This window comes from Limnoraphis robusta BA-68 BA1 (genome assembly GCF_034932365.1).
Lineage (GTDB): Bacteria > Cyanobacteriota > Cyanobacteriia > Cyanobacteriales > Microcoleaceae > Capilliphycus > Capilliphycus robustus.
This window is the reverse complement of sequence record NZ_JAYGHR010000089.1, coordinates 37,061-56,808: the sequence shown is the minus strand read 5'-3', so window position 1 is coordinate 56,808 and position 19,748 is coordinate 37,061. Positions and strand designations below refer to the sequence as shown.

Sequence of the window (19,748 nt, the reverse complement as noted above, 5' to 3'; positions counted from 1 at the left end):
TGGGGAGACTCACCCCTCTGGAGTTGATTGGGAAACCAGTATGCTGTAAGGGTTGTCAATGAATCAGTAATCCAAAGCCGTGAGGCTTGGAGAATCCCCTTTCTTTAGAAATGGGGAGTATGTCAAGGCTCCGATTTGATTGTTGTTTCCCGTTGGGAACCCTCAACTAAGCGATGCTCAAATTGCAGGACGCTTAAAGATTCAATGCCTTTATCTGAGCGAATTTATCGATGCGAAAACTGCGGTATGACCTGCGATCGCGATCTAAATGCTGCTAGAAATTTAGTAGCAATGGCGGGTAGCTTGCCCGTGTCAGCCTGCGGACTGGATAGTGCCGACACTCCCAGAATGAAGCGGGAAGAAAACATCTCATCTATCCAACCCTGTCTAGATTTGGGCGATTTTGGATAGTTTTGAGTAAGTTTTTCAGAGCGGTCAATCCTCGTTAGAATAGTAATCAAAGCAATCCCTATTTATTCAATTAAAACGATGCCTAAATCTGATATTCATCCCGAATGGTACCCTGAAGCTGAAGTGTATTGCAACGGCGAATTAGTGATGACCGTTGGTTCGACTCAGCCGAAAATTTCTGTTGATGTCTGGTCGGGAAATCATCCCTACTACACCGGAACTCAAAAGATTATTGATACAGAAGGTCGGGTAGAACGCTTCCTGCGTAAGTATGGCATGATGAGTGAAACTCCGGCAACAGAAATTGCTGAGGGAGAAGAAAAATAGCTGAGTTGTCGTTTGTCTGTCGTCTGTTGTCTGTAGTGTTTTCTACTGACAACTGACTCTCAAAATATTTTCGGGTTGATCCGTGAGTCGAGCAATGTGTTTCCATAACATCAATTAGACCGTCTGAGGAGTAACGCACTGGCTTTGAATGCTAGTAGATTTTCCTTCCTAACGGCCTCATACCTATCAACCCCAATTCATCAACTCTTGTGACAACTGACAACTGACAAAGGACAACGATCAATGGCTGAAACTTATTTAATCGAAAAATTAAAGTCTTTCGAGCAGACTTTTAATGAATTGACTTTGCGCCTTGCTGATCCGGATGTGTCTAACAACCCGACGGAGTTACAACGGATCGCTAAAGAGCGTTCTTCTATTGAGGAAGTGGTCGATACTTATCAGCTCTGGAAAACGGCTCAGGAGCAGCTAGCTGAGGCGAAACAAATTTTCAGAGAAGCTGGAGACGATCCGGACATGAAAGAGATGGCGGCTGTAGAAGTTAGCGAACTTCAAGACAAGCTCGAACAGTTGGAAAGTCACTTGAAAGTTCTCTTGTTACCCAGTGATCCGAATGATGATAAGAACATCATGTTAGAGATCCGAGCCGGAACAGGCGGAGATGAAGCGAGTATCTGGGCGGGTGACTTGGTGCGAATGTATTCCCGCTACGCCGAAAGCCAAAACTGGCAGGTGAAAATGATCAGTGAGTCCCTCGCTGATATGGGGGGTTTTAAAGAAGCCATTCTGGAAATTAAAGGCGATCGAGTCTATAGCAAGCTGAAATTTGAAGCGGGAGTTCATCGGGTTCAACGGGTTCCCCTGACTGAAGCGGGAGGGAGAGTTCACACTTCAACGGCAACGGTGGCGGTGATGCCGGAAGTTGATGACGTTGATGTGGAAATTGATCCCAAAGATATCGAAATGAGTACGGCTCGTTCTGGGGGAGCAGGCGGTCAAAACGTCAACAAGGTGGAAACGGCGGCTGATCTCTACCACAAACCAACGGGAATTCGGATTTTCTGCACGCAAGAGCGGAGTCAAATGCAGAACAAGGAACGAGCCATGCAGATTTTACGCGCGAAACTCTACGAGATGAAACTGCGTGAACAGCAAGAAGCGGTGACTTCTATGCGGCGATCTCAGGTGGGGACGGGCGCTCGTTCTGAGAAAATTCGCACTTATAACTATAAAGATAACCGTGTCACGGATCATCGCCTGGGTCAGAACTTCTCTCTATCACCTGTTTTAGAGGGGGGTTTGGAAGATGTGGTTGATGCTTGTGTCTTTACCGATCAGCAAGAACGACTGCTGGAACTGGCGAATGCTTCGACTCCTGCTTCTGTATAAGGTTATTGGGGGTGTCGGGAATGTGTTGTAGGGGCGGGTTCGACAAAAATGTATGCTTCCCAGAAATAACATTAATAAACCGCCCCTCTTGCACTGAACAGCAGAGGGCAGTCGTGCAAAAGTCCTCTGCGCCATCTCCCTTTGAGGGGGCTGGTTTGTAGATTTTTGACAGAACCTGCCCCTACGCTTACTGCTGACTGTAAACTCCTTCGTTAACTTTCGTTGACTTTTAAATCATTTTTTTGTTTTCATCCGCTACAATAGAGAGAGTTCTGAAAAGCATGGATCGGAAAAATTAGTAATAATAGTATTGCGGTGACAGTGATGAATGAGCAAGACTGTTTGACCGTTTATGATGAATTGGTCGAAATATTAAATCAACTGCAATTAGGCTGGGTTTCTCAACAAGTTCTTGAGGTAATTAGTGCTGGGAAAACGGTTGAAGAAATGGTATCAGGACGCAAATCTCCTGATTTAAAATTAACTTATCATACGCCGAAAGAACAACTTTTGCTGTTAATTGATGCAATTGAAAAAGCGGTTGTGAATGCGGTTGATATTGAGTTAGAAATTGCTAGAAGTTTCAGTGAAGAAGCGACGACTTCTGATCTGCAACCTGAACTGAAATTTACGTCTTCTTTTGAGAAGAAAAGTCAATTTATTAAATTTCCAGTTGAACTGGCAACCCATCGCAAAAAGGAAGCTGAAACGTTGCTAAAACTGCTTCATAAATTACAGAAAGAGGTGCAAAAAGATGCCAATTAATACAACTCTTATTCAAGATATTAGCCAACAGTTAAAACAGACCCTTCATCCCGAAATTCAAACAGCTACAGAGATTTCTGAACTGTATAATTTTTATATTTTTTGTATTCTGGTCAAAGCGGCTCGTAATGAAGGAGCGTTGGTTTATTATAAAGATGTTCTCAAACACAATCCTGAACAATTAGTCTTTCGTAGACGCGCTGGACAAATTTATGAGACTTCTCAACCTTATACTCATGCGGTGATTGAATTTACAAATAAACCCCCTTTAGAAATACATATGGGGGTAAAAATTCATGGTCGCTTGCGAGTTTTGTATGATTGTGATATTTGTGTATTGTATAAGATGGAGGCGGATAGCTGTCGGGCGAACCAACGACAACCCCGTGCTTCTCGGATTTTAATGGCGGTTGATTGTCAATATTATACGTCTCAACTTAAGTTGGAACTCGCACAAGCTTTCATTGCTTTTTCTTCGGAGTTGAGAGTGTCTGGAAACTGTTACTTTGTTTCTAATAGTTCATCGGATTCTGTGGCTAAACTTTTGGCTAGCCGAAAGCGAAAATGGGAATATGATATTTTTCCGAGGGCGACGAATAATGTGAATCGGTTGATGTATGAATTTCAAACGAGCTTTAAGGATTTTAAGGCGAGAAGTTAACGCCAATAGGGTCTTCCCTTCCAAAAAACCCCGATTAAAATTCCCATTAATCCTAAGCTTGATAAATCGACTAAAAATGTAGGGAGGGGGAGTAGAGACTTAATAAATAGTCCTAAAAGCAAGCACCCGACTAAAGCCCAAAGTGTCGATGAATTCAACAAGAATCGTTGCTGCCAGATTTCTAACCAATAGACGGTTAATGCTCCCATTCCGATGGCGATCGCGACTTGGGTTAATACGCCTAATGGCGGCGAGAACAGCATTTTAAGGACATTACCCACGACGGGAGAGTGAACGACTCCCCAAAAGAGTAAGATTTCTAAGGCTGCAATCAAAAGATTGCTGAGAGTCGCACTTTGCAGTAGCGATCGCCAGGGAAAGTTTTTTAGCCGTTGCATCCAATGATTCATAGGATTGATATTACAATTTTTGAAGAGAGACTTGGATTTGTTCAGGGAGCTTATCAAATCCCAACATTACCAAAGTCAAAAGCTGATTAAATTTGAGAGGAGACGACTGTGGAAGCAAATAATATAAATTGTGCTGAAGCCTGCGTTAATGGCTGTGTTCTCGGCGATAAATGTCCGAATCGGGAGTACGCAGAAAGCACAGAAAGCTTCATCAATGGCACATCCTTAGACAAAATGCTGAATATCGCGGAAGAAGCGGTTCGTAAAAAGCGTATGGAACCCCCACAGTGGGTGATTCCCGATTTTCCCGAATAGCCTGAGAATCATCAAGCGATCGCCATAAAACGCATACATCTAGTTTAACTGCACTTTGACACTCCCACGTCGTAAACGACGGGGATTCTTCATTCTACGACTCAACTTGCTGAGACAGGATTTCTCCTATCACAGTAGAGGTAAAATCTCCTGAAGCGTTTTGATCTAAGATCCAAGTTCCGCTATGCCCTAGCGTACTCAAAGCTGAATTCAGAATATTAATTGCGGCATTATGATCCCTGTCTAACTCGCACCCACACCGACAAATATGAGTTCGAGTTGATAGGGATTTTTTAACGGTTGTTCCACAATTAGAGCAATTTTGAGAAGTATAAGCGGGGTTAACAGCAACCGTTACCCGACCAAACTTGCTTCCAAAATACTCTAACCATTTTCTGAATTGATACCAACCCGCATCATTAATTGACTTGGCTAGACAATGATTCTTTACTAAGTTCTTAATCCTCAAATCTTCGTAGGCGACCAAATCGTTAGATTGGATTACGCAACGCGCCAGTTTTTTAGCGTGTTCTAGCCTTCGGCGGGCTACGCCTACACGTTGTCTACTTATTTTGAGGTGTGCTTTTCCCAGTCGTTTAATGGCTTTTAAGCGGTTAGCACTGCCAATATTTTTTCTTGAAACACGTCTTTGATAAAGCTTTAATCGCTTTTCGTTTTTTCTGTAGAAACGAGGGTTTAACTCAGTATTGCCATTACTGTCGGTGTAGAACTCTTTCAACCCTACATCCAATCCAATTGTTTTCCCTGTCGGTTGTATTTTTATTTTCACATCGACTTGGATGCAAAATTGAATGTAATAGCCATCAGCTTTTCTAACCAACCTCACTCGTTTAATTTGTTCAGCCGGATAGAATGCCAAGTCCCAAGTCCCAATAAGCTTGAGTTTTCCAATCCCTTTTTTGTCGATAAATTCGATATGTTTGGGGTCTAAAAGTTTCCATCCGCTCTGTTTGTATTCAACCGAGCGAGAATTCTTCTTGAATCTTGGATAACCTGCTTGTTTCGCATAATCTAGCTGTACAACGGCGAGTTGCGAATCCGCTTTTTTGCCGGGTATTTTCTCTCTAGGTGCGCGTTTCTTGCAGTTATCAAAGAACCTAGCAATAGCTGACCAACACCGTTCTACAGACGCCTGACAAGCGTGTGAATTCAAGTCCCTGACAAAAGGGTACATAGCTCGGAGTTCGGTGTTGTATCGATACAACTCCTTTCTTCCAAGTCCACGATTATCCATCCAATACCGCAGACATGAATTCCGAACAAACTGAGATGTTTGGATGGCTTCATCGATTGCTTTATATTGATACGCTTTTCCTTTTGCTTTAAATTCGTAGACGATCATTGACACTGGCTTGCTTGGCGTATAATATTATTATACCACATAGATGCTATATGCAGAAAGTAAGTTAACCGTCGTAAACGACGGGGCTTGCATCCCGCTTTTTTTCGGTCAGATTTGAGAGTGGGGAATGGAAAAGTCGTCAATCCCTTTCCCCTTCTTTTGTTTGATTAATTTTAGATAATATTTTTCTATTCTGCGAGGACATAAAAAATTTGAGATTCTGCTAAACCGGATGGGAGCGCGAAAATCTCCTCCTGTATTCGCCAGATCAACTCGTCGCCAGAAATGCCCTCGCTGATCTGGGCGAATTTCTCTTGTGTTCCACTCGTTATTCGATCAGGGTGTTTAATTGGGGGTGAAAGTGTTGAGTTTGTTGTTTTTGAGTAAGAATCATCCAGTCGGGAAAATTTTGAAGTTTGGGTTAAGATTGAGCCGATTTTCGTCTTCCCCAAGGTTTAAGAACTGAAATGGCAATCAGGGCTAATAGACAAATTGTTTGAACAATTCCCCCCATTATAGTGGCTCGATCATCAAACATATAAAGGGGATTTTGTAAAGCTTGCGATCGCAGTTCTTGGGAAATTGAGGTGATCGCATTTGTCCAGGGGCCAAGCCAGAAGGTGCCAAAAATAATCAGAGAAAGGGTGGCGATCCATTTTGTGATCACCCAATAATATTTGACAAAACCCCAATTCGTTAAACCTGATAACAATGCACCTGTGATTAATGAAGCAGTCGCCGCCGGAATAATCACGACTTCATCGAGTAATTGCATCACGGTATTGAGGATATAAAGTTCATCCCCATTGGTTGTTTTTAAATTGTGTAGGGCAATAATCACCATACACAATCCCGTTCCAAACCAAATTCCTGCTGTTGCGATATGAGCAGAAACCAGCCAATTTTTTGGTTGAACATTGAGTTTAAAACGGGCTGATTTTTTCTGCTTTTCTTCTGATTTTGTGGGTGTAGATTGACTGCTCATCAACTTAACTCAAACTTGAGACATAATGAATAAGCTGACCAATTCGCTGACGTAATGTTTCCAAACCCAAAGCTTTACCCGCCGAAATAAATGCAGCTTGAGGATATTCTTCTTGAGCAAATCTCAAGGTTTCTCCATCGACTTGATCAATTTTATTAAACGCCAATAAAGCAGGCCCGGGAGTAATCGGCATTGACATCAAAATTTTCATTACCGATTCAATTTGACCTTGCCAAGCCGGATGAGATAAATCAACCACATGAACGAGCGCATCGGCATCACTCACTTCTTCTAAAGTGGCACGAAAAGCATCAATTAACGCAGGGGGTAATTCATGGATAAATCCCACTGTATCGGTTAAAACAATAGTTTGGGGTTCGTCGGTGATGGCGTCAGGAATTGCTAAACGGCGACTGGTGGGATCAAGCGTTGCAAACAGTTGATCTGCCGCGTAAATTTCTGAACTGGTGAGAACGTTTAACAAAGTCGATTTTCCGGCGTTGGTATAACCGACAATGGCAACGGTGGGTACTTCTTGATGCTGACGACGTTGACGCAGGCGAGAACGATGGGCTTGCAATTGATTCACCTCTTGTTGCAAGCGGGCGATGCGACGTTGAATGGCTCGTCGTTCGGTTTCTAGCTTGGTTTCACCAGGGCCTCGAGTTCCTATACCACCCCCAAGTCGAGACATGGCTTGACCTCGCCCAGTTAGACGGGGCAAACTGTATTCGAGTTGTGCGAGTTCGACTTGCAATTTTCCGGCACCAGATTGGGCGCGTTGAGCAAAAATATCGAGAATCACCTCAGTTCTATCGACAACTCTCACGCCTATTTGGGTTTCTAGGTTGCGAACTTGAGCCGGAGACAAACTCCGATCAAAGACGATTAAACTTGCACCAATGGTTTGGGCGGTTAAGGCAATTTCTTGTACTTTTCCTTCCCCTACAACGGTTTGAGGATGAGGACGCGATCGCTTTTGGCGTAGGGTTTCTATGACTTGACCCCCTGCTGTATCAACCAGTCGCACCAGTTCGAGTAACCCGTCTTCAAAGCGTTGAGGGCTGATGTCTTCAGTTTTGACGCCCACCAACAACACTTTATCGCCGTCAGAATCAACGGTTTGGGCGACTAACTCTCGTTGCAGTTCGGCTTCGAGGTTATCCACCAAGTCGAGAAAATCCTGGGTGGAGAGCATATCCAAACTTTGCGGCGGCGATAAATAATGGGGAATTGTGGCTTGAAGGGTGGTGATGTTGCCATTATTATCTTCTGCGGTTGGCGGAAGCAAGTGAGCGAGATAGGCTTGTTCAATGTATCCGGTTCCGCCACCACCTCGACGCTGAAAACCGCTTCCCGTTAGGGTCAGAACAACTAACACATCCAACCGTTGAATCGCCATTGCAGTTAAGGCGGATTCGTTGGGGGGTTCTGATTTGATTTGAGTGGCAATGCAGCGAATGCCGCTTAGACGCCCGCCCCCATAACGAGGCAATTCTAGGGGGGGAATTTGAGTTTGGCGGGGTGTTCCGACTCCCACCCGAATCACTTGTCCCCGACGGTTGAGATAAGCACAGACGGGTTGACCGATTTCTGTACTGCTGGCGGCTAGGCGTTGAGCAAACTCTGGGGTGGTAATGCGATCGCCGGGTATCCGTTGATGGTACAGACGTTGTAATCCTTTGAGTTGACTCGGCTTTAGCCCTTGAAGATTACCGTAAATCGTTTCGATAGGCCCTCCTGACCCGTTTTCTGGGTATTCAAAACTTTTATTGATCATTTTAACATTTTCTCTTGAAAGGGGGGACTCTATTGACTTTTAATGCTTCTGGGCTTTTCTCTGCTTTTATTTAACACAAACTTAGAGTTATTTTAATTGTATTTTTTCCGGTAAGCTTGAGTTAAATATAGCTGTCAAAACTCATCAAATTTCTAATTTTTTTCGACAAAATTAGTCGTTTTTCCTCCGTTATTCCTTCAGATGTTTCAGTTTGCAACTTCTTTAGATTTTCACTTAAAGCTTTATAAATAGAGGGATTTACATCACAAAAATCGATAATCGCATCGGATAAAAATTCAGTTTTATTTTCTTCTGGGATGTACTCAGCTTGATCGATAGCGATGTCGAGTTGAGTTAAATCCTGTTTGGCTTCTCCGGCAAAGAGTTCGGGCTGACTATTGATGACTTCAAAAAAAGAAGCCGTAATCTGTTCGGGTTTCATCTGAGCATTTTCTCTATAAATCAGTTAGGTTAATTATAGCATTCTTTAGTCCTATTCCCCTCTCTTTGTCGGAGAGGGGCTAGGGGTGAGGTTACTTGCCTTTCTGTTGGTTTTTGGCTTGTTCTATCGCAATGTCTTTCATGGCTTGGAATGAACTGGCGTTGGAACTGCCTTCAATGGCTTTCACCGCTAAATCTTGAACTTGTTTGAGGGCAGAATCAAGTTGTTTGGATAAGTTTTGGATGCGGTTTTCTTGATTTTTAATCGTTTCAGAGAGAGATTTAATCCGCAGTTCAAAGAATTGTTTTTGTCCTTCGACTTCTTTAGCGAATAAGTCGGCTTTGATTTTGGCTTGAGCGTTACCAATATTTCGCCCGATTTCTTTACCCCGTTTAATATTATCTTCTAACTTCTGGGCAAATTCCTCTACTTTTGCTTTCACATCTGCATATTCTTTTTCTTTCTCAATTAAGGCTTTTTCCCGTTCTTCCCATTGTTTTTCCTGTTGTTGTTGCAACTCCTCTAACTGTTTATACAACGTTTGTTGATTCTGTTCATATTCTTCGTGATCTAAATCTCGTTTAAGCTGTAAGTCATACTGATAGGATTCTTCATCTCGGGTTTGACTGGTTTTGTAGTTTTCATTGCGTTCTTGAGTGGCTTTTTGATAGTCTAACTGTTCTTTTTGCCAAGCTTTTTGTTGTTCTTGAAATTGTTGTTCTAAAGTGTCCTGTTGTTGGGTGAGTTCTTCCGTAAATGTCTTAGCGTTTTCTTCGTAGCGTTGAACCAAAACATCTAACGTTTCATCATTAACGTCTTCTAAACTATGTAAGGTTTTGAGTTCTTCTAACTCCAGTTCTACATTTTTTTTAAGTTCTTGCAGTTGAGTCGCTTCACGGGTTAACTGTTCAGATAACTCACTGACTGCACCGCCAAAACCTGATTGTAGCAGCGTTAAACTTTCGAGGACTTGCTGCATTTTAGGCTGATTCGAGGATGATGAATTTAAAGTTTTTATCGGTTCATAAACAACGTTACCATTATTGCCATTACTGTTACCATTACTCGATTGTTTAAATTGAGATTCAAGAGAAGCTTTTTCATTTTCTAACTCTTGATAAGCGGCTAAAATTTCTGCTTTGGTGTTGCGATCGCTAACTTTTGCCATTGTTTTTCTCCGTTTAATTTAGGTTGAGGTTTGATGGTTTTCAATTAATTTCGTGGCTACTTAACTTTGACTCGAAGAACTCGCAAAAGCACGCATCGCTAAATCTTGTGCTTGTTTCATTGTGGCTTGTAACTGAGCGGATAAATCGGCAATTTGTTCATTTTGACGTTGAATGGTTTCGTCTAAAGAAGTTACTTGTAGTTCATAGCCTTGTTTACTAGATTCCCATTCTTTCTCAAATAGATCCGCTTTAACTTTCGCTTCTCGGTTCGCTTCTTGAATCGCTTCTTCCTTCGCCTTGTTATGCGCTTTTTTCAGTTCTTCTTCAAAGCCTTCAACTTTCTTTTTATTAGCCTCAAATTCCGCTTTATTCTTCTCTAAGATCGCCTCACGCTCTGACCAATTTTTTTCTTTCTCTTGAGCGTTATTAGCTAACTCTCGTTCTAACTTGCGGCGTGTTTCTTCGTATTCATCTTGTTCAATTTTACGAGTCTTTTCCAGTTCATAGTTATAATTTTCCTCTTCTTGCTGACGAACTTTCGTTTGTTCTTCCTGCTGTTGTTGAACGGTGGCTTCAAACTCCTGTTGTTCTTTTTCCCAAGCTTTTCGTTTGGTGATTTTATCTTTATCCAAAGCTTCTTGACGCAGGGTTGCATTTTGATTGAGTAAATTCAGTTTTTCCTGATGTTCTTGACTCAACAAATACAACGCATCAGCGACTACGCGAATTTTTTGTAACTCTTGAAGCTGTTGAGTTTCGATTTCAATAGATCGCTTCAGTTCATCGAGTTTAGAAGATTCTGTTTTAAGCTGTTCAGAAATTTCAACAATCGTGTTGCCAAAACCAAGCTGTAAATCTGCTAAACTTTTAACAATGCTATCAACGGTGTAGGCTGATGTTTTTTCAAGCAGTTGTTTACCTTTTTCTTTTTCAGCTTCTTCTTCTTTGGTAGCGATTTTAGAATCAACTTTTTTTCGTTGTTCTAAAATTTGCTGAAATTTGACAATGATTTGAGTTTTGCTATTTTGAATTGTAGTTTGCATTTTGCACTTGACCTCAAATATTGAACAGGGTTGACTCTATTTTACGCTTTTATCTGGGACTGCCGCTTCCGTAGTTTTTCGATAATTTCTTGGTGATCGGATACAGGCTTTGAGGGTTCCTCCGTATTTTCACGTAGAAGTAAGTTGACAATGCGTTGACAGCGATCGCAACGATTTCCGGGCCAACAATAACAGTTATTAACCAAATCTTTCAGCGTTGATTTTAGGCGTTTATTTTCTTCTAAAACCGCCTGATAATTTCGTTGAACAGATTGAACAAGCATCTGCATATGTTGAAAATCTGCACACAAACTTTCTAAATCGTAAACGGCATTTTCTCGAATCCGATCACTGAGTTCATGTTGATTCACAACCGGAGAAGGGGACGAGGTTTTTTGGATTAACTTCAGAAAGTTTTTCATGGTTTAATGTTTCTAACTCTGAACTAAAAACTCAGATTCAGGAAAGGAGGAACACAAAAATAATTGCATCCTCCATTCCTGTTAGTTCAGCAGTTAAGAAACCTCAGCCGGAACTTTTTCTGATGCCGGTGGAAGCACCATTTCTCGACTCGAATTTAAGGCAAGTTCTTCCGGATCACTGGCTTGGCTATGAACCGCAATCAAACAAGCAATGTCGTGAGGCGATAAATTATCCAAACAAACCATTGACTTTGTTCCTTCTAAATCAATCATCCGAGACAAGTTACTTTCATCTGAAAGAACCGCCGCCGCTTGCTCAACAACTGACCAATCTGTTCGTTCCTGCCAAGACCATTTCAACGAATAGTAATTGATTGGTTTTAAAGTACCACTTTCATCGGGCTTTTGACCAGAATGTTTGGTAAATTCAGGGATAAAAATCCCGGTTGCTGGTTCGACTCCTCGGGCTTGAACGGAGGCAACTAAACGGTTAAAATCATTCAAGCTGCGACTTTTGATATAAGTCACCATCACCACGCCCTGCGGGAGATCGCCGGATTCTGCAACGAACCAAATTTGACCCCAAAGACAATTCTGAGTTTGACCAAGACTCCCGAAATATTTGCTAAATTTGAGAATGGTCATCGAACATTTGGAGTTATATTCTTCATCACCAATTGTCCATTTGCCAGACTGACAGTTATTACGAACGGCGATGGGCATTTCGGGAACCAGGATGGCTTCTTTATGTTTTGCCCCAAAGACAGAAAAGTTAAAATGATCAGGCATTTTTGACATTTTCATCTTCCTTTTTTTTGGTTTTTCGTTTACAATTGTTGATGTTGAGTTGAGGAATTTATTTTCTCTCTCTCCGAAGGATTAGCCTTGAACTATCTAATCAAATGGCTTTGAGTTTTAGGTTCAGGATAGGTATACAAAGTCTCTTGTTGTGCTTTAATGATTCGTAAGGTTGCAATCAAATTTTCCAGCATTTCTGTATGAGCAGGAGTAAAATGAATGCTAAAACCTTCACCATCTCGGGCATATCCTGGACAAACTAGAGACGCTGAACCTTGTTCTTCGTGAGCAGCAATATACATCCAATCTTCGTCGTCTAATTTGTAATGCGTATCCGTCCAAGTTCTCAGCATAGAGGTTCATGCTCCTCTTAATTTCAAGCAATTACGGTGTTTGCATTTTTAATGATTCTTCACATCCTTTAATCTCAACGGGAGTACACCTGATTTAGAGTACCGTTAGAATTGACGTAAGTTTCAACTCTAAAGGAGGATTGAGATTAATGTTGAATTTTTGGTCAACAACTCCCATATTAGCCAATGTTGATTCAATCGTCAAGTTACAAGTTGAAATTTTCATCAAACTGGCATAAGATCGAGCATAGGAGGGAAATACCGTGGAACAAACATTTGGAAAACTGATTCGTCAAGCCCGCAAGGACAAGGGATACTCCCAACGACAGCTTGCGGCGCTACTCAAGGTTGATTTTACCTACCTATCGAAGCTCGAAAATGACCGTGCGGACTACCCCCCCAAAGAGGAGGTCATTCGGGGACTGGGGCGAAATCTCGGTATAGACGAGGAGGAATTAATCTTTTTAGCGGGTCGAATTCCGCAGCATTATGAGAGTTTGCTCAAGCAAAATAACAAAGAAATAACGGCTTTATTCCGTAGATTGCAGGAGAATCCGAGCTTTGCTAAAAAGATTTTTGATGCGGCTCAGGAGACTGAATAAGTGAGTATTCTAAAGCCATACCGTTATTATCCCAAAGAATCAATTGAACGGCGGGCGCAGGATATTCTCACCCGAATGCAAACTCAGTCAAATGTTGCTCCCCAGTGGCCGTTTGAGTCGTCTTTGGTGGCTGATTTTCTGGATTTAGGAGTCGTTTGGGATTGCATTTCTCCTGATGAAGAAGGCGAAATTGCTGCCCGTATTTTACCGACTGAACGAACCATTGAAATTAACGAAAAGATCCTCGAAAAACCCCAAGGGTTTATTGAGTCTACCATCGCCCATGAAATCGGTCATTGGGTTCTACACATCAATCAAGATGAAGTCGATGGTGAGGTTAAACAATTGGAATTGCAGTTAGGAGAATATGGAACAAAACCAACGGATTCTGATCAACCTTTTGTCTGTCGGGGTTCAGCTTATGACTCAAAAATTGCCTCAATAGAATGGCAAGCCCAATATTTTGCGAGTTGTTTGTTGATGCCCCAACATATATTAGAAGAGAAACAACAAGGGCTAGACCTAACAAAATGGACAGATTTATATAAACTGCGTGATGAGTTGGGCGTCACGATTTCTAATCTGACCAATCGCTTGCAAGATTTAGGTTGGATTACTATTCCTAAAGGCACTCGAAAAATTTATCGAGGTCAAGGGGTAACAGAAAATCAGCAGCGTTTGTTTGGGTAGTGAGAGATGGGGCGGGTTTATTCAGATTGTTTGTGAGATGAATAAATCTATTTTGAACCCGCCCCTACAAAATAAATAAATTTTTAAACAAAGTTGCTTCAGGGTGTTTGTGAGATTAATATATCGTGGAAAACCGTTAATTTTAAATAACTATAACGAAAAAATATTCTCCCTAATCAAAATTTTGAACCAATTTTGTATCTAATTAATCCCGAATTATGATTACTGAATCAACAACAAACTATGATATAAATCTCTATCGAGAGAGAGAGAAAAACTTACACACAATAACTCAAGAGAGAGTCGAGTTCAAAAGCCCAAGTCTTCCTAAAGTTAGAAATCAATAAAATTTGGTTCAAAATACAAAATGTGTGTTTTACAATAGAAGAGAAATTGAATACTTTTAGCTTAAGCTCATTTGGGAGCGGTCAGGGTGCCTTTTTTAGTCTCGGAAAATAGATTTTATAATGTAAGCACTTTGTCTTTAGTAGATTTGAGATTAGAGTGCGATTTTGTCAATCAAACCTTTTGAACAAAATCCCCACTGACTCAGATGTTGATTGCCAAATTTTTAATTAAAAAGACAAATGATGATTAACTCAAACGATAATTCTCGAAAGAGCGAACATTATACAACGGCAATTGTCGGTGCAGGGTTCACAGGTTTGTTTACGGCTTTGCATTTGTGTCATCATAACTATTCGCGACCAACAGTTCTTATCGATCCGAAAGAACGTTTTGTGTTTAAACCTTTACTCTATGAAGTTTTAAGCGGGGAAATGGAAGTTGATCAAGTTTTACCTCGTTATGAAGAACTTTTAGACTGTGGTAATATCACCTATATTCAAGGAAGTGTGGAGGAAATTGATCTGCAAAAACGTCAACTAAAACTCTCTTCAGGTTTGGGATATTCCTATGAAAATTTAGTTTTAGGTTTGGGGAGTGTTGCCAGTTATTTTGGCATAGAAGGAGCGAAAGAAAACACCTTGGCATTTCGGGATGGTGAGGATGCGATCGCTTTAAGAAATCACCTGCGACAACGTTTGCAACTTGCCACACAAACCGAAGATGAAATGATACGGAATCAGCTTCTTACTGTTGCTGTTGTCGGTGCGGGGCCATCAGGAATTGAAATTACCAGCACGTTAGCAGACTGGCTACCAGAATGGTATCGTCAATTGGGGGGAAATCCTTCAGAAGTGCGAGTGATTATTCTGGATATGGTGTCTGAAATTCTTACAGGTGATATTAACGTTCATCTACGAGAAAAAGCCCAAGCCGCCTTAAAACAGCGAGTGGTTCCTGTAGAAGTGCAACTCGAGGCAAAAGTTAGCCGAGTTTCCCCTCAATATGTGGAATATCAGCAAAATAATCAACCGCAAAAATTAGCAACTGAAACTGTCATTTGGACGGCGGGAAATGCGGTTCATCCGTTGAGTAAAACATTACAAATTTCTTCAGAACAACGCGATAAACAAAGCCGTTTGCGAGTCACACCGACATTACAATTACGAGAGTTTCCCGAGGTGTTTGTTGGGGGAGATAGTGCAGTTTTGGATGAAGCTTTACCCCCAACGGCTCAAGTGGCTTATCAACAAGGTATTGCCATTGCTAATAATCTCATGGCTTTGGCTGCAAATGAACCACTTGAACCCAGTCAAATTAAGCTGCGAGGTACATTACTCAAGTTAGGACTCGAAGTTGCAGCAGCGAATTTATTTGAGCGATTTTTGATAGCAGGTCAACCCGCTCATTTAATTCGTCAGGGAACTTATTTAGAACTCTTACCGACTCCGATTCATAATTTTAAAGCTACAGTAGATTGGATAATGGATGAGATTTTTAATGATCACGCTCCACCCAGTCCATCTAAACAGAAAGTTTCCCGTTAAGTCAAGACATAAAGAATAATATTTTCGTTTTTTGTTGTAAGTTAAAGGAAAAAAACAATGACATCTATGGTAGAGTTAGAACGGTTAAGTGCAAAAGTCGTAAATGAGGCGATTGTCCGGCGATTTTGGAATCGAGTTTGGAATGCAGGTCAATTGGAAGTTATCAATGAATTGGTGTCGGAAAATTGTACATTATACTGCGGTGGAAATCCCATAGAAAGCAGAGAAAAATTGATGAACTTGATTAAACAGTTTAGAAAAGACATCATCAATTTTAAATTTTTGATAGAAGATCTATTTGTTTACAATCAAAAAGTAGTAACTCGTTGGAAAATTAAGGGTTTAAACAATGGATTTTCCAAGGAAATTTCAAAGGGAGAACCCATTGAATTGACTGGAATTACGATTTTTGAGTTGGAAGGGAATACCATCAAAAAAGGATGGCTCGAAAAAAGTTCAACCTGAGTTTTTATCTCACTAATCATCAACCCGGTTTCTGAAGTTCACTTTAACATGAAACTCTTAATCGCCAATTAACCGGGTTGTTTACGGATAAATTGAGTTATTTTAAATTAAAAATCATGAGAATGGAATCAATCCAAAAAAACAAAGAATTACTCCGAGTTATTTTAGCCGTTACTCTCGGAGGTGTAGGAATTCTACATTTTGTGGTTTCTGAACCTTTTATTAGAATTGTACCCGGTTTTCTGCCCGCACCTGCGGCTTTAGTTTATATTAGCGGCTTTTTTGAAATTCTCGGCGCAATTGGATTGTTAATCCCTCCCGTTTCTCAATTGGCTGCTTGGGGAATTATTGCATTATTTATTGCCGTTTTTCCTGCTAATATTAATATGGCAGTGAATCACATTCATATTGATGGGATTCCTGATGGGGCTTGGTTTCAGGCGATAAGGCTTCCCTTTCAAGGGGTTTTAATTGCTTGGGCTTATTGGTATACTAAATTTGATGATAATCCCCAACAAGCTTCTATTATTCCGGGTTTACCCCGCAGCCAATAGTTGCTTGAAAAATATCCGGGAATTTTTAACGATAGAAATCGTTTTATTTTAGAGGTTGAAAGAAGAATGACTCAGTTTGAGACTCAGCCTGTTAGGGTTTCTCCGATGGATGAATTCAATCAAACTTTAGTTGAAAATTTGCATCCCTCGAACTGGAAAAACCCTCAACCCGCAAGCTGTTATAATTTAGTTGTAATTGGCGGCGGTACAGCCGGATTAGTAACAGCAGCAGGCGCAGGTTTATTAGGGGGAAAAGTTGCATTAATTGAAAAGTATTTATTAGGGGGAGACTGTACAAACGTCGGTTGTGTTCCTTCAAAATCATTAATTCGTTCTGGGCGAATAGCCGCCACAGTGTCTCAAGCTTCTGACTACGGAATTCGGGTTCCTGAAGGGGTGGAAGTCGATTTTTCAGCCGTGATGGAACGAATGCGAAAAGTGCGCTCTGAAATTAGTTCAAATGATTCTGCGAAGAGATTTACAGAAGAATTTGGAGTTGATATTTTCTTCGGAGAAGCTCATTTTTTGAGTCAAAATACAATTGATGTAGCTGGACAAAAACTGCGATTTAAAAAAGCGGTTATTGCAACAGGTTCTCATCCTACTATCCCTCAAATTGAGGGTTTAGAAGAGGCGGGATATCTGACGAATGAAACTGTATTTTATTTAACAGAACGTCCTGAACGTTTAGCGATTATTGGTGGGGGTTATATTGGCTGTGAACTAGCTCAAACCTTTCAACGTTTAGGTTCAAAAGTTGTTTTATTGCAAAGAAGTTCTAAACTTTTAAAACATTCCCAACCTGAAGTTTCAGATCTGATTCAAGAGGTATTTGCTCAAGAAAAAATAAATGTTGTTTTAAATGCTGAGATTAAGCAAATTTCCACTCAACCTGGAGAAAAAACGCTGTTTTATGAAGTATCAGGAATTGAACAAAAATCGACTGTTGATCAGATTATTGTCGCCACTGGACGACAACCGAATATTAAAGGCTTAAATTTACAAGCGGTTGGGGTTCAATCTGATCCCAAAACTGGAATTATTATTAACGATTATTTACAAACAACTAATCCTAATATTTATGCGGTTGGAGATGTTTGTATGCAGTCTAAATTTACCCATGCGGCGGATGCGGCGGCGAGAATTGTCATTCAAAATGCTTTGTTTTCAGTGTTGGGAATTGGGCGAAAAAAACTCAGTAATTTGATTATTCCGTCTTGTGTTTATACTGATCCTGAAGTCGCTCACGTTGGAATCACGGAAGCTGAAATTCTGGCAAAACCGGAACGAGTGAAAACGTTTTATGTAGCCTTAAGTGATGTAGATCGAGCCTGTATTGATGGACAAACAAATGGGTTTGCGAAAGTTCATGTTCGTCATGGTAGCGATAAAATATTAGGGGCGACAATTGTAGCCGCTCACGCTGGAGAAATGATTAATCAAATCACCTTAGCAATGGTGGGAAATCTCGGATTAGGAACTCTGGGAAATACCATTTATCCCTATCCAACGCAAGCGGAAGTGATTCGCAAAGCAGCCGATCAATATCGCTTTACTTGGCTGAAAGAATGGGTGAGAAAGTTGACTACAATCTGGTTAAGTTTGCAACGTTAAAAACTATTTTCATTAGAATTCAATCACCGTTTTTCAAATCTAAAACCCAATTACAGTGATCAGTAATCCGTTATCACTTTTGCCTCTTGCCTTTTGCCTTTCATTATAACAGAAATCCTGCCGTTGCAGCAACAATTAAATTGGTTAAAACTGCACCTATCATCGCTCGAATTCCTAACTCTGCGAGTTCACTACGGCGTTGAGGTGCAATCCCACTTAAAGCCCCAATTTGAATCCCAATTGAACCAATATTTGCAAAGCTACAAAGGGCAAATGTTGCAATTCTAATTGAACGTTCAGAAAGCAGATTATTTTTAACAAGTGCTGCTAAATCAACATAAGCAATAAACTCATTTAATATTATTTTCTTGCCAATTAACGCTGCAACTTGACTCGCATCACTCCAAGAAACACCTGTGAGTAATGCTATCGGATACAATACCCAACCTAAGATTAAATCAAAGGAAAGTTGAGGATAACCAAACAATCCCCCAAACCAACTTAATATGGCATTTAAAAAGGCAATTAACGCTAAAAATGCAATAATAACCGCAGCAATATTAACCGCTAGTTTCGCGCCTTCGATAGCACCCGCCGCCGCCGCATCAACGACATTTGTAGCCGTTTTTTCGACTTTTAATTCTAACTTTCCGGCGGTTTCAGGTTTTTCGGTTTCAGGATAGAGTAATTTAGAGATTCCTAACGCACAGGGTGCCGCCATTACCGAAGCAGAAATCAAGTCTCTCGCGGAAATTCCAAAAGATACATAAGCCGCTAAAACTCCCCCCGCAACCGTGGCAAAACCTCCCGTCATTATGGTGTTTAATTCTGATTTAGTCATGGTGTTGATAAAGGGTTTCACTAAAAGCGGTGCTTCTGTCATTCCGACAAACACATTCGCCGCATTAGAAAGAGATTCCGCCCCCGATGTTTTTGTGGTTTTTAGCATCACCCAAGCAACTCCTTTAACGATTTGTTGAAGGATGCCGAGATAATATAAAACCGAAACGAAAGAGGAGAAAAAGATAATTGTCGGTAAAACTTTAAAGGCAAAAAAGTGTTCTTCATAGTTTTCGCCAAAGACAAATTTAGCCCCCTCAACGGTAAAGTCTAAAAACTGGGTAACAACTGCACCAATAGCATCAAAAACTAAATAAGTACCGGGAATTTTGAGAATAACTACAGCGACAATAAATTGTAACGCAATTCCCCAAATAACAGGACGCCAGATAATCGCTTTACGGTTCGCTGAGATGGCATAACCAATCCCAATAAACACAAAAATGCCAAATAGTGAGATGAAACTTTCCATTTAATTAACTCTCTGAATAGTTCTG

General features: G+C 40.9%; 23 protein-coding genes. 12 read left to right on the top strand and 11 right to left on the bottom strand.

What is annotated here, in order from left to right; all coding sequences use genetic code 11:
- Positions 1–135: 135 nt before the first annotated feature.
- The 5 genes from VB836_RS26155 to VB836_RS26135 all read left to right on the top strand — a co-directional run bounded on the left by VB836_RS26155 (position 136) and on the right by VB836_RS26135 (position 3,514).
- The gene (locus tag VB836_RS26155) at positions 136–411 is read left to right on the top strand and encodes a zinc ribbon domain-containing protein (RefSeq protein WP_072075579.1); all 276 of its coding nucleotides are present in this window, start codon (positions 136–138) and stop codon (positions 409–411) included.
- A 78-nt stretch (positions 412–489) separates the two neighbouring features.
- Entirely contained in the window at positions 490–738 is a 249-nt protein-coding gene (rpmE, locus tag VB836_RS26150) for a 50S ribosomal protein L31 (protein WP_046279224.1), read from the top strand.
- Positions 739–981: 243 nt separating this feature from the next.
- The gene (gene prfA, locus VB836_RS26145; RefSeq protein ID WP_046279225.1) at positions 982–2,088 is read left to right on the top strand and encodes a peptide chain release factor 1; all 1,107 of its coding nucleotides are present in this window, start codon (positions 982–984) and stop codon (positions 2,086–2,088) included.
- A 324-nt stretch (positions 2,089–2,412) separates the two neighbouring features.
- On the top strand, positions 2,413–2,853 hold the full coding sequence (locus VB836_RS26140) for a hypothetical protein (protein ID WP_235440939.1): 441 nt from the start codon (positions 2,413–2,415) through the stop codon (positions 2,851–2,853).
- On the top strand, positions 2,843–3,514 hold the full coding sequence (locus VB836_RS26135; RefSeq protein WP_235440940.1) for a hypothetical protein: 672 nt from the start codon (positions 2,843–2,845) through the stop codon (positions 3,512–3,514). The genes VB836_RS26140 and VB836_RS26135 overlap by 11 nt, the downstream gene beginning before the upstream one ends.
- Here the strand turns inward: VB836_RS26135 and VB836_RS26130 are convergent.
- Positions 3,511–3,924: a hypothetical protein gene (locus VB836_RS26130; protein WP_046279226.1), complete on the bottom strand. Its 414-nt coding sequence runs from the start codon at positions 3,922–3,924 to the stop codon at positions 3,511–3,513. The genes VB836_RS26135 and VB836_RS26130 overlap by 4 nt on opposite strands.
- 108 nt (positions 3,925–4,032) lie before the next feature.
- Here VB836_RS26130 and VB836_RS26125 point away from each other — a divergent pair, with 108 nt between their 5' ends.
- Positions 4,033–4,239: a hypothetical protein gene (locus VB836_RS26125; RefSeq protein ID WP_046279227.1), complete on the top strand. Its 207-nt coding sequence runs from the start codon at positions 4,033–4,035 to the stop codon at positions 4,237–4,239.
- A 94-nt stretch (positions 4,240–4,333) separates the two neighbouring features.
- Here the strand turns inward: VB836_RS26125 and VB836_RS26120 are convergent, their stop codons facing one another.
- The 9 genes from VB836_RS26120 to VB836_RS26080 all read right to left on the bottom strand — a co-directional run bounded on the left by VB836_RS26120 (position 4,334) and on the right by VB836_RS26080 (position 12,594).
- The gene (locus VB836_RS26120; RefSeq protein WP_323223913.1) at positions 4,334–5,602 is read right to left on the bottom strand and encodes an RNA-guided endonuclease InsQ/TnpB family protein; all 1,269 of its coding nucleotides are present in this window, start codon (positions 5,600–5,602) and stop codon (positions 4,334–4,336) included.
- Positions 5,603–6,023: 421 nt separating this feature from the next.
- Positions 6,024–6,587 (bottom strand): hypothetical protein, encoded by a 564-nt coding sequence (locus tag VB836_RS26115; RefSeq protein WP_323223911.1) that lies wholly within the window; start codon positions 6,585–6,587, stop codon positions 6,024–6,026.
- Positions 6,588–6,591: 4 nt separating this feature from the next.
- Positions 6,592–8,367 (bottom strand): GTPase HflX, encoded by a 1,776-nt coding sequence (hflX, locus tag VB836_RS26110; protein ID WP_046279229.1) that lies wholly within the window; start codon positions 8,365–8,367, stop codon positions 6,592–6,594.
- 121 nt (positions 8,368–8,488) lie between these two features.
- Entirely contained in the window at positions 8,489–8,809 is a 321-nt protein-coding gene (locus VB836_RS26105) for a hypothetical protein (protein ID WP_046279230.1), read from the bottom strand.
- Positions 8,810–8,900: 91 nt separating this feature from the next.
- Positions 8,901–9,977 (bottom strand): coiled-coil domain-containing protein, encoded by a 1,077-nt coding sequence (locus tag VB836_RS26100; RefSeq protein ID WP_323223908.1) that lies wholly within the window; start codon positions 9,975–9,977, stop codon positions 8,901–8,903.
- Between the two features lie 60 nt (positions 9,978–10,037).
- Positions 10,038–11,021: a coiled-coil domain-containing protein gene (locus VB836_RS26095; RefSeq protein ID WP_046279232.1), complete on the bottom strand. Its 984-nt coding sequence runs from the start codon at positions 11,019–11,021 to the stop codon at positions 10,038–10,040.
- A 41-nt stretch (positions 11,022–11,062) separates the two neighbouring features.
- Entirely contained in the window at positions 11,063–11,443 is a 381-nt protein-coding gene (locus VB836_RS26090; protein ID WP_046279233.1) for a hypothetical protein, read from the bottom strand.
- Positions 11,444–11,536: 93 nt separating this feature from the next.
- Positions 11,537–12,241 carry a hypothetical protein gene (locus VB836_RS26085; protein ID WP_323223905.1) on the bottom strand — a complete coding sequence of 235 codons (705 nt, stop codon included), beginning with the start codon at positions 12,239–12,241 and terminating at the stop codon, positions 11,537–11,539.
- Positions 12,242–12,333: 92 nt separating this feature from the next.
- A complete protein-coding gene (locus VB836_RS26080; protein ID WP_323223902.1) occupies positions 12,334–12,594 on the bottom strand; it encodes a hypothetical protein in 261 nt (86 codons plus the stop codon).
- A gap of 263 nt (positions 12,595–12,857) precedes the next feature.
- Here VB836_RS26080 and VB836_RS26075 point away from each other — a divergent pair, with 263 nt between their 5' ends.
- The 6 genes from VB836_RS26075 (at position 12,858) to VB836_RS26050 (ending at position 18,411) form a co-directional block, all read left to right on the top strand.
- Positions 12,858–13,196 carry a helix-turn-helix domain-containing protein gene (locus VB836_RS26075; RefSeq protein WP_323223900.1) on the top strand — a complete coding sequence of 113 codons (339 nt, stop codon included), beginning with the start codon at positions 12,858–12,860 and terminating at the stop codon, positions 13,194–13,196.
- Entirely contained in the window at positions 13,197–13,886 is a 690-nt protein-coding gene (locus tag VB836_RS26070) for an ImmA/IrrE family metallo-endopeptidase (protein ID WP_046279237.1), read from the top strand.
- Positions 13,887–14,473: 587 nt separating this feature from the next.
- Positions 14,474–15,778, top strand: coding sequence for an NAD(P)/FAD-dependent oxidoreductase (locus VB836_RS26065; RefSeq protein WP_235440941.1), 1,305 nt, complete (start codon positions 14,474–14,476; stop codon positions 15,776–15,778).
- Between the two features lie 57 nt (positions 15,779–15,835).
- Positions 15,836–16,243, top strand: a complete 408-nt coding sequence (locus VB836_RS26060) for an ester cyclase (protein ID WP_082172425.1) — start codon at positions 15,836–15,838, stop codon at positions 16,241–16,243.
- 116 nt (positions 16,244–16,359) lie between these two features.
- Entirely contained in the window at positions 16,360–16,797 is a 438-nt protein-coding gene (locus VB836_RS26055; protein ID WP_082172426.1) for a DoxX family protein, read from the top strand.
- 66 nt (positions 16,798–16,863) lie between these two features.
- The gene (locus VB836_RS26050) at positions 16,864–18,411 is read left to right on the top strand and encodes a mercuric reductase (RefSeq protein WP_046276941.1); all 1,548 of its coding nucleotides are present in this window, start codon (positions 16,864–16,866) and stop codon (positions 18,409–18,411) included.
- 103 nt (positions 18,412–18,514) lie between these two features.
- Here the strand turns inward: VB836_RS26050 and VB836_RS26045 are convergent, their stop codons facing one another.
- A complete protein-coding gene (locus VB836_RS26045) occupies positions 18,515–19,723 on the bottom strand; it encodes a NupC/NupG family nucleoside CNT transporter (RefSeq protein WP_323223896.1) in 1,209 nt (402 codons plus the stop codon).
- Positions 19,724–19,748: the final 25 nt, after the last annotated feature.

Bases quoted from the DNA above. Each gene is read 5' to 3' on its own strand.
- VB836_RS26115 (WP_323223911.1), bottom strand. From the start codon at position 6,587: ATGAGCAGTCAATCTACACCCACAAAATCAGAAGAAAAGCAGAAAAAA.
- VB836_RS26095 (WP_046279232.1), bottom strand. From the start codon at position 11,021: ATGCAAACTACAATTCAAAATAGCAAAACTCAAATCATTGTCAAATTT.
- VB836_RS26045 (WP_323223896.1), bottom strand. From the start codon at position 19,723: ATGGAAAGTTTCATCTCACTATTTGGCATTTTTGTGTTTATTGGGATT.
- VB836_RS26080 (WP_323223902.1), bottom strand. From the start codon at position 12,594: ATGCTGAGAACTTGGACGGATACGCATTACAAATTAGACGACGAAGAT.
- rpmE (WP_046279224.1), top strand. From the start codon at position 490: ATGCCTAAATCTGATATTCATCCCGAATGGTACCCTGAAGCTGAAGTG.
- VB836_RS26085 (WP_323223905.1), bottom strand. From the start codon at position 12,241: ATGTCAAAAATGCCTGATCATTTTAACTTTTCTGTCTTTGGGGCAAAA.
- VB836_RS26120 (WP_323223913.1), bottom strand. From the start codon at position 5,602: ATGATCGTCTACGAATTTAAAGCAAAAGGAAAAGCGTATCAATATAAA.
- VB836_RS26100 (WP_323223908.1), bottom strand. From the start codon at position 9,977: ATGGCAAAAGTTAGCGATCGCAACACCAAAGCAGAAATTTTAGCCGCT.
- hflX (WP_046279229.1), bottom strand. From the start codon at position 8,367: ATGATCAATAAAAGTTTTGAATACCCAGAAAACGGGTCAGGAGGGCCT.
- VB836_RS26090 (WP_046279233.1), bottom strand. From the start codon at position 11,443: ATGAAAAACTTTCTGAAGTTAATCCAAAAAACCTCGTCCCCTTCTCCG.
- VB836_RS26060 (WP_082172425.1), top strand. From the start codon at position 15,836: ATGACATCTATGGTAGAGTTAGAACGGTTAAGTGCAAAAGTCGTAAAT.
- VB836_RS26140 (WP_235440939.1), top strand. From the start codon at position 2,413: ATGAATGAGCAAGACTGTTTGACCGTTTATGATGAATTGGTCGAAATA.
- VB836_RS26050 (WP_046276941.1), top strand. From the start codon at position 16,864: ATGACTCAGTTTGAGACTCAGCCTGTTAGGGTTTCTCCGATGGATGAA.
- VB836_RS26065 (WP_235440941.1), top strand. From the start codon at position 14,474: ATGATGATTAACTCAAACGATAATTCTCGAAAGAGCGAACATTATACA.
- VB836_RS26055 (WP_082172426.1), top strand. From the start codon at position 16,360: ATGAGAATGGAATCAATCCAAAAAAACAAAGAATTACTCCGAGTTATT.
- prfA (WP_046279225.1), top strand. From the start codon at position 982: ATGGCTGAAACTTATTTAATCGAAAAATTAAAGTCTTTCGAGCAGACT.
- VB836_RS26130 (WP_046279226.1), bottom strand. From the start codon at position 3,924: ATGAATCATTGGATGCAACGGCTAAAAAACTTTCCCTGGCGATCGCTA.
- VB836_RS26105 (WP_046279230.1), bottom strand. From the start codon at position 8,809: ATGAAACCCGAACAGATTACGGCTTCTTTTTTTGAAGTCATCAATAGT.
- VB836_RS26135 (WP_235440940.1), top strand. From the start codon at position 2,843: ATGCCAATTAATACAACTCTTATTCAAGATATTAGCCAACAGTTAAAA.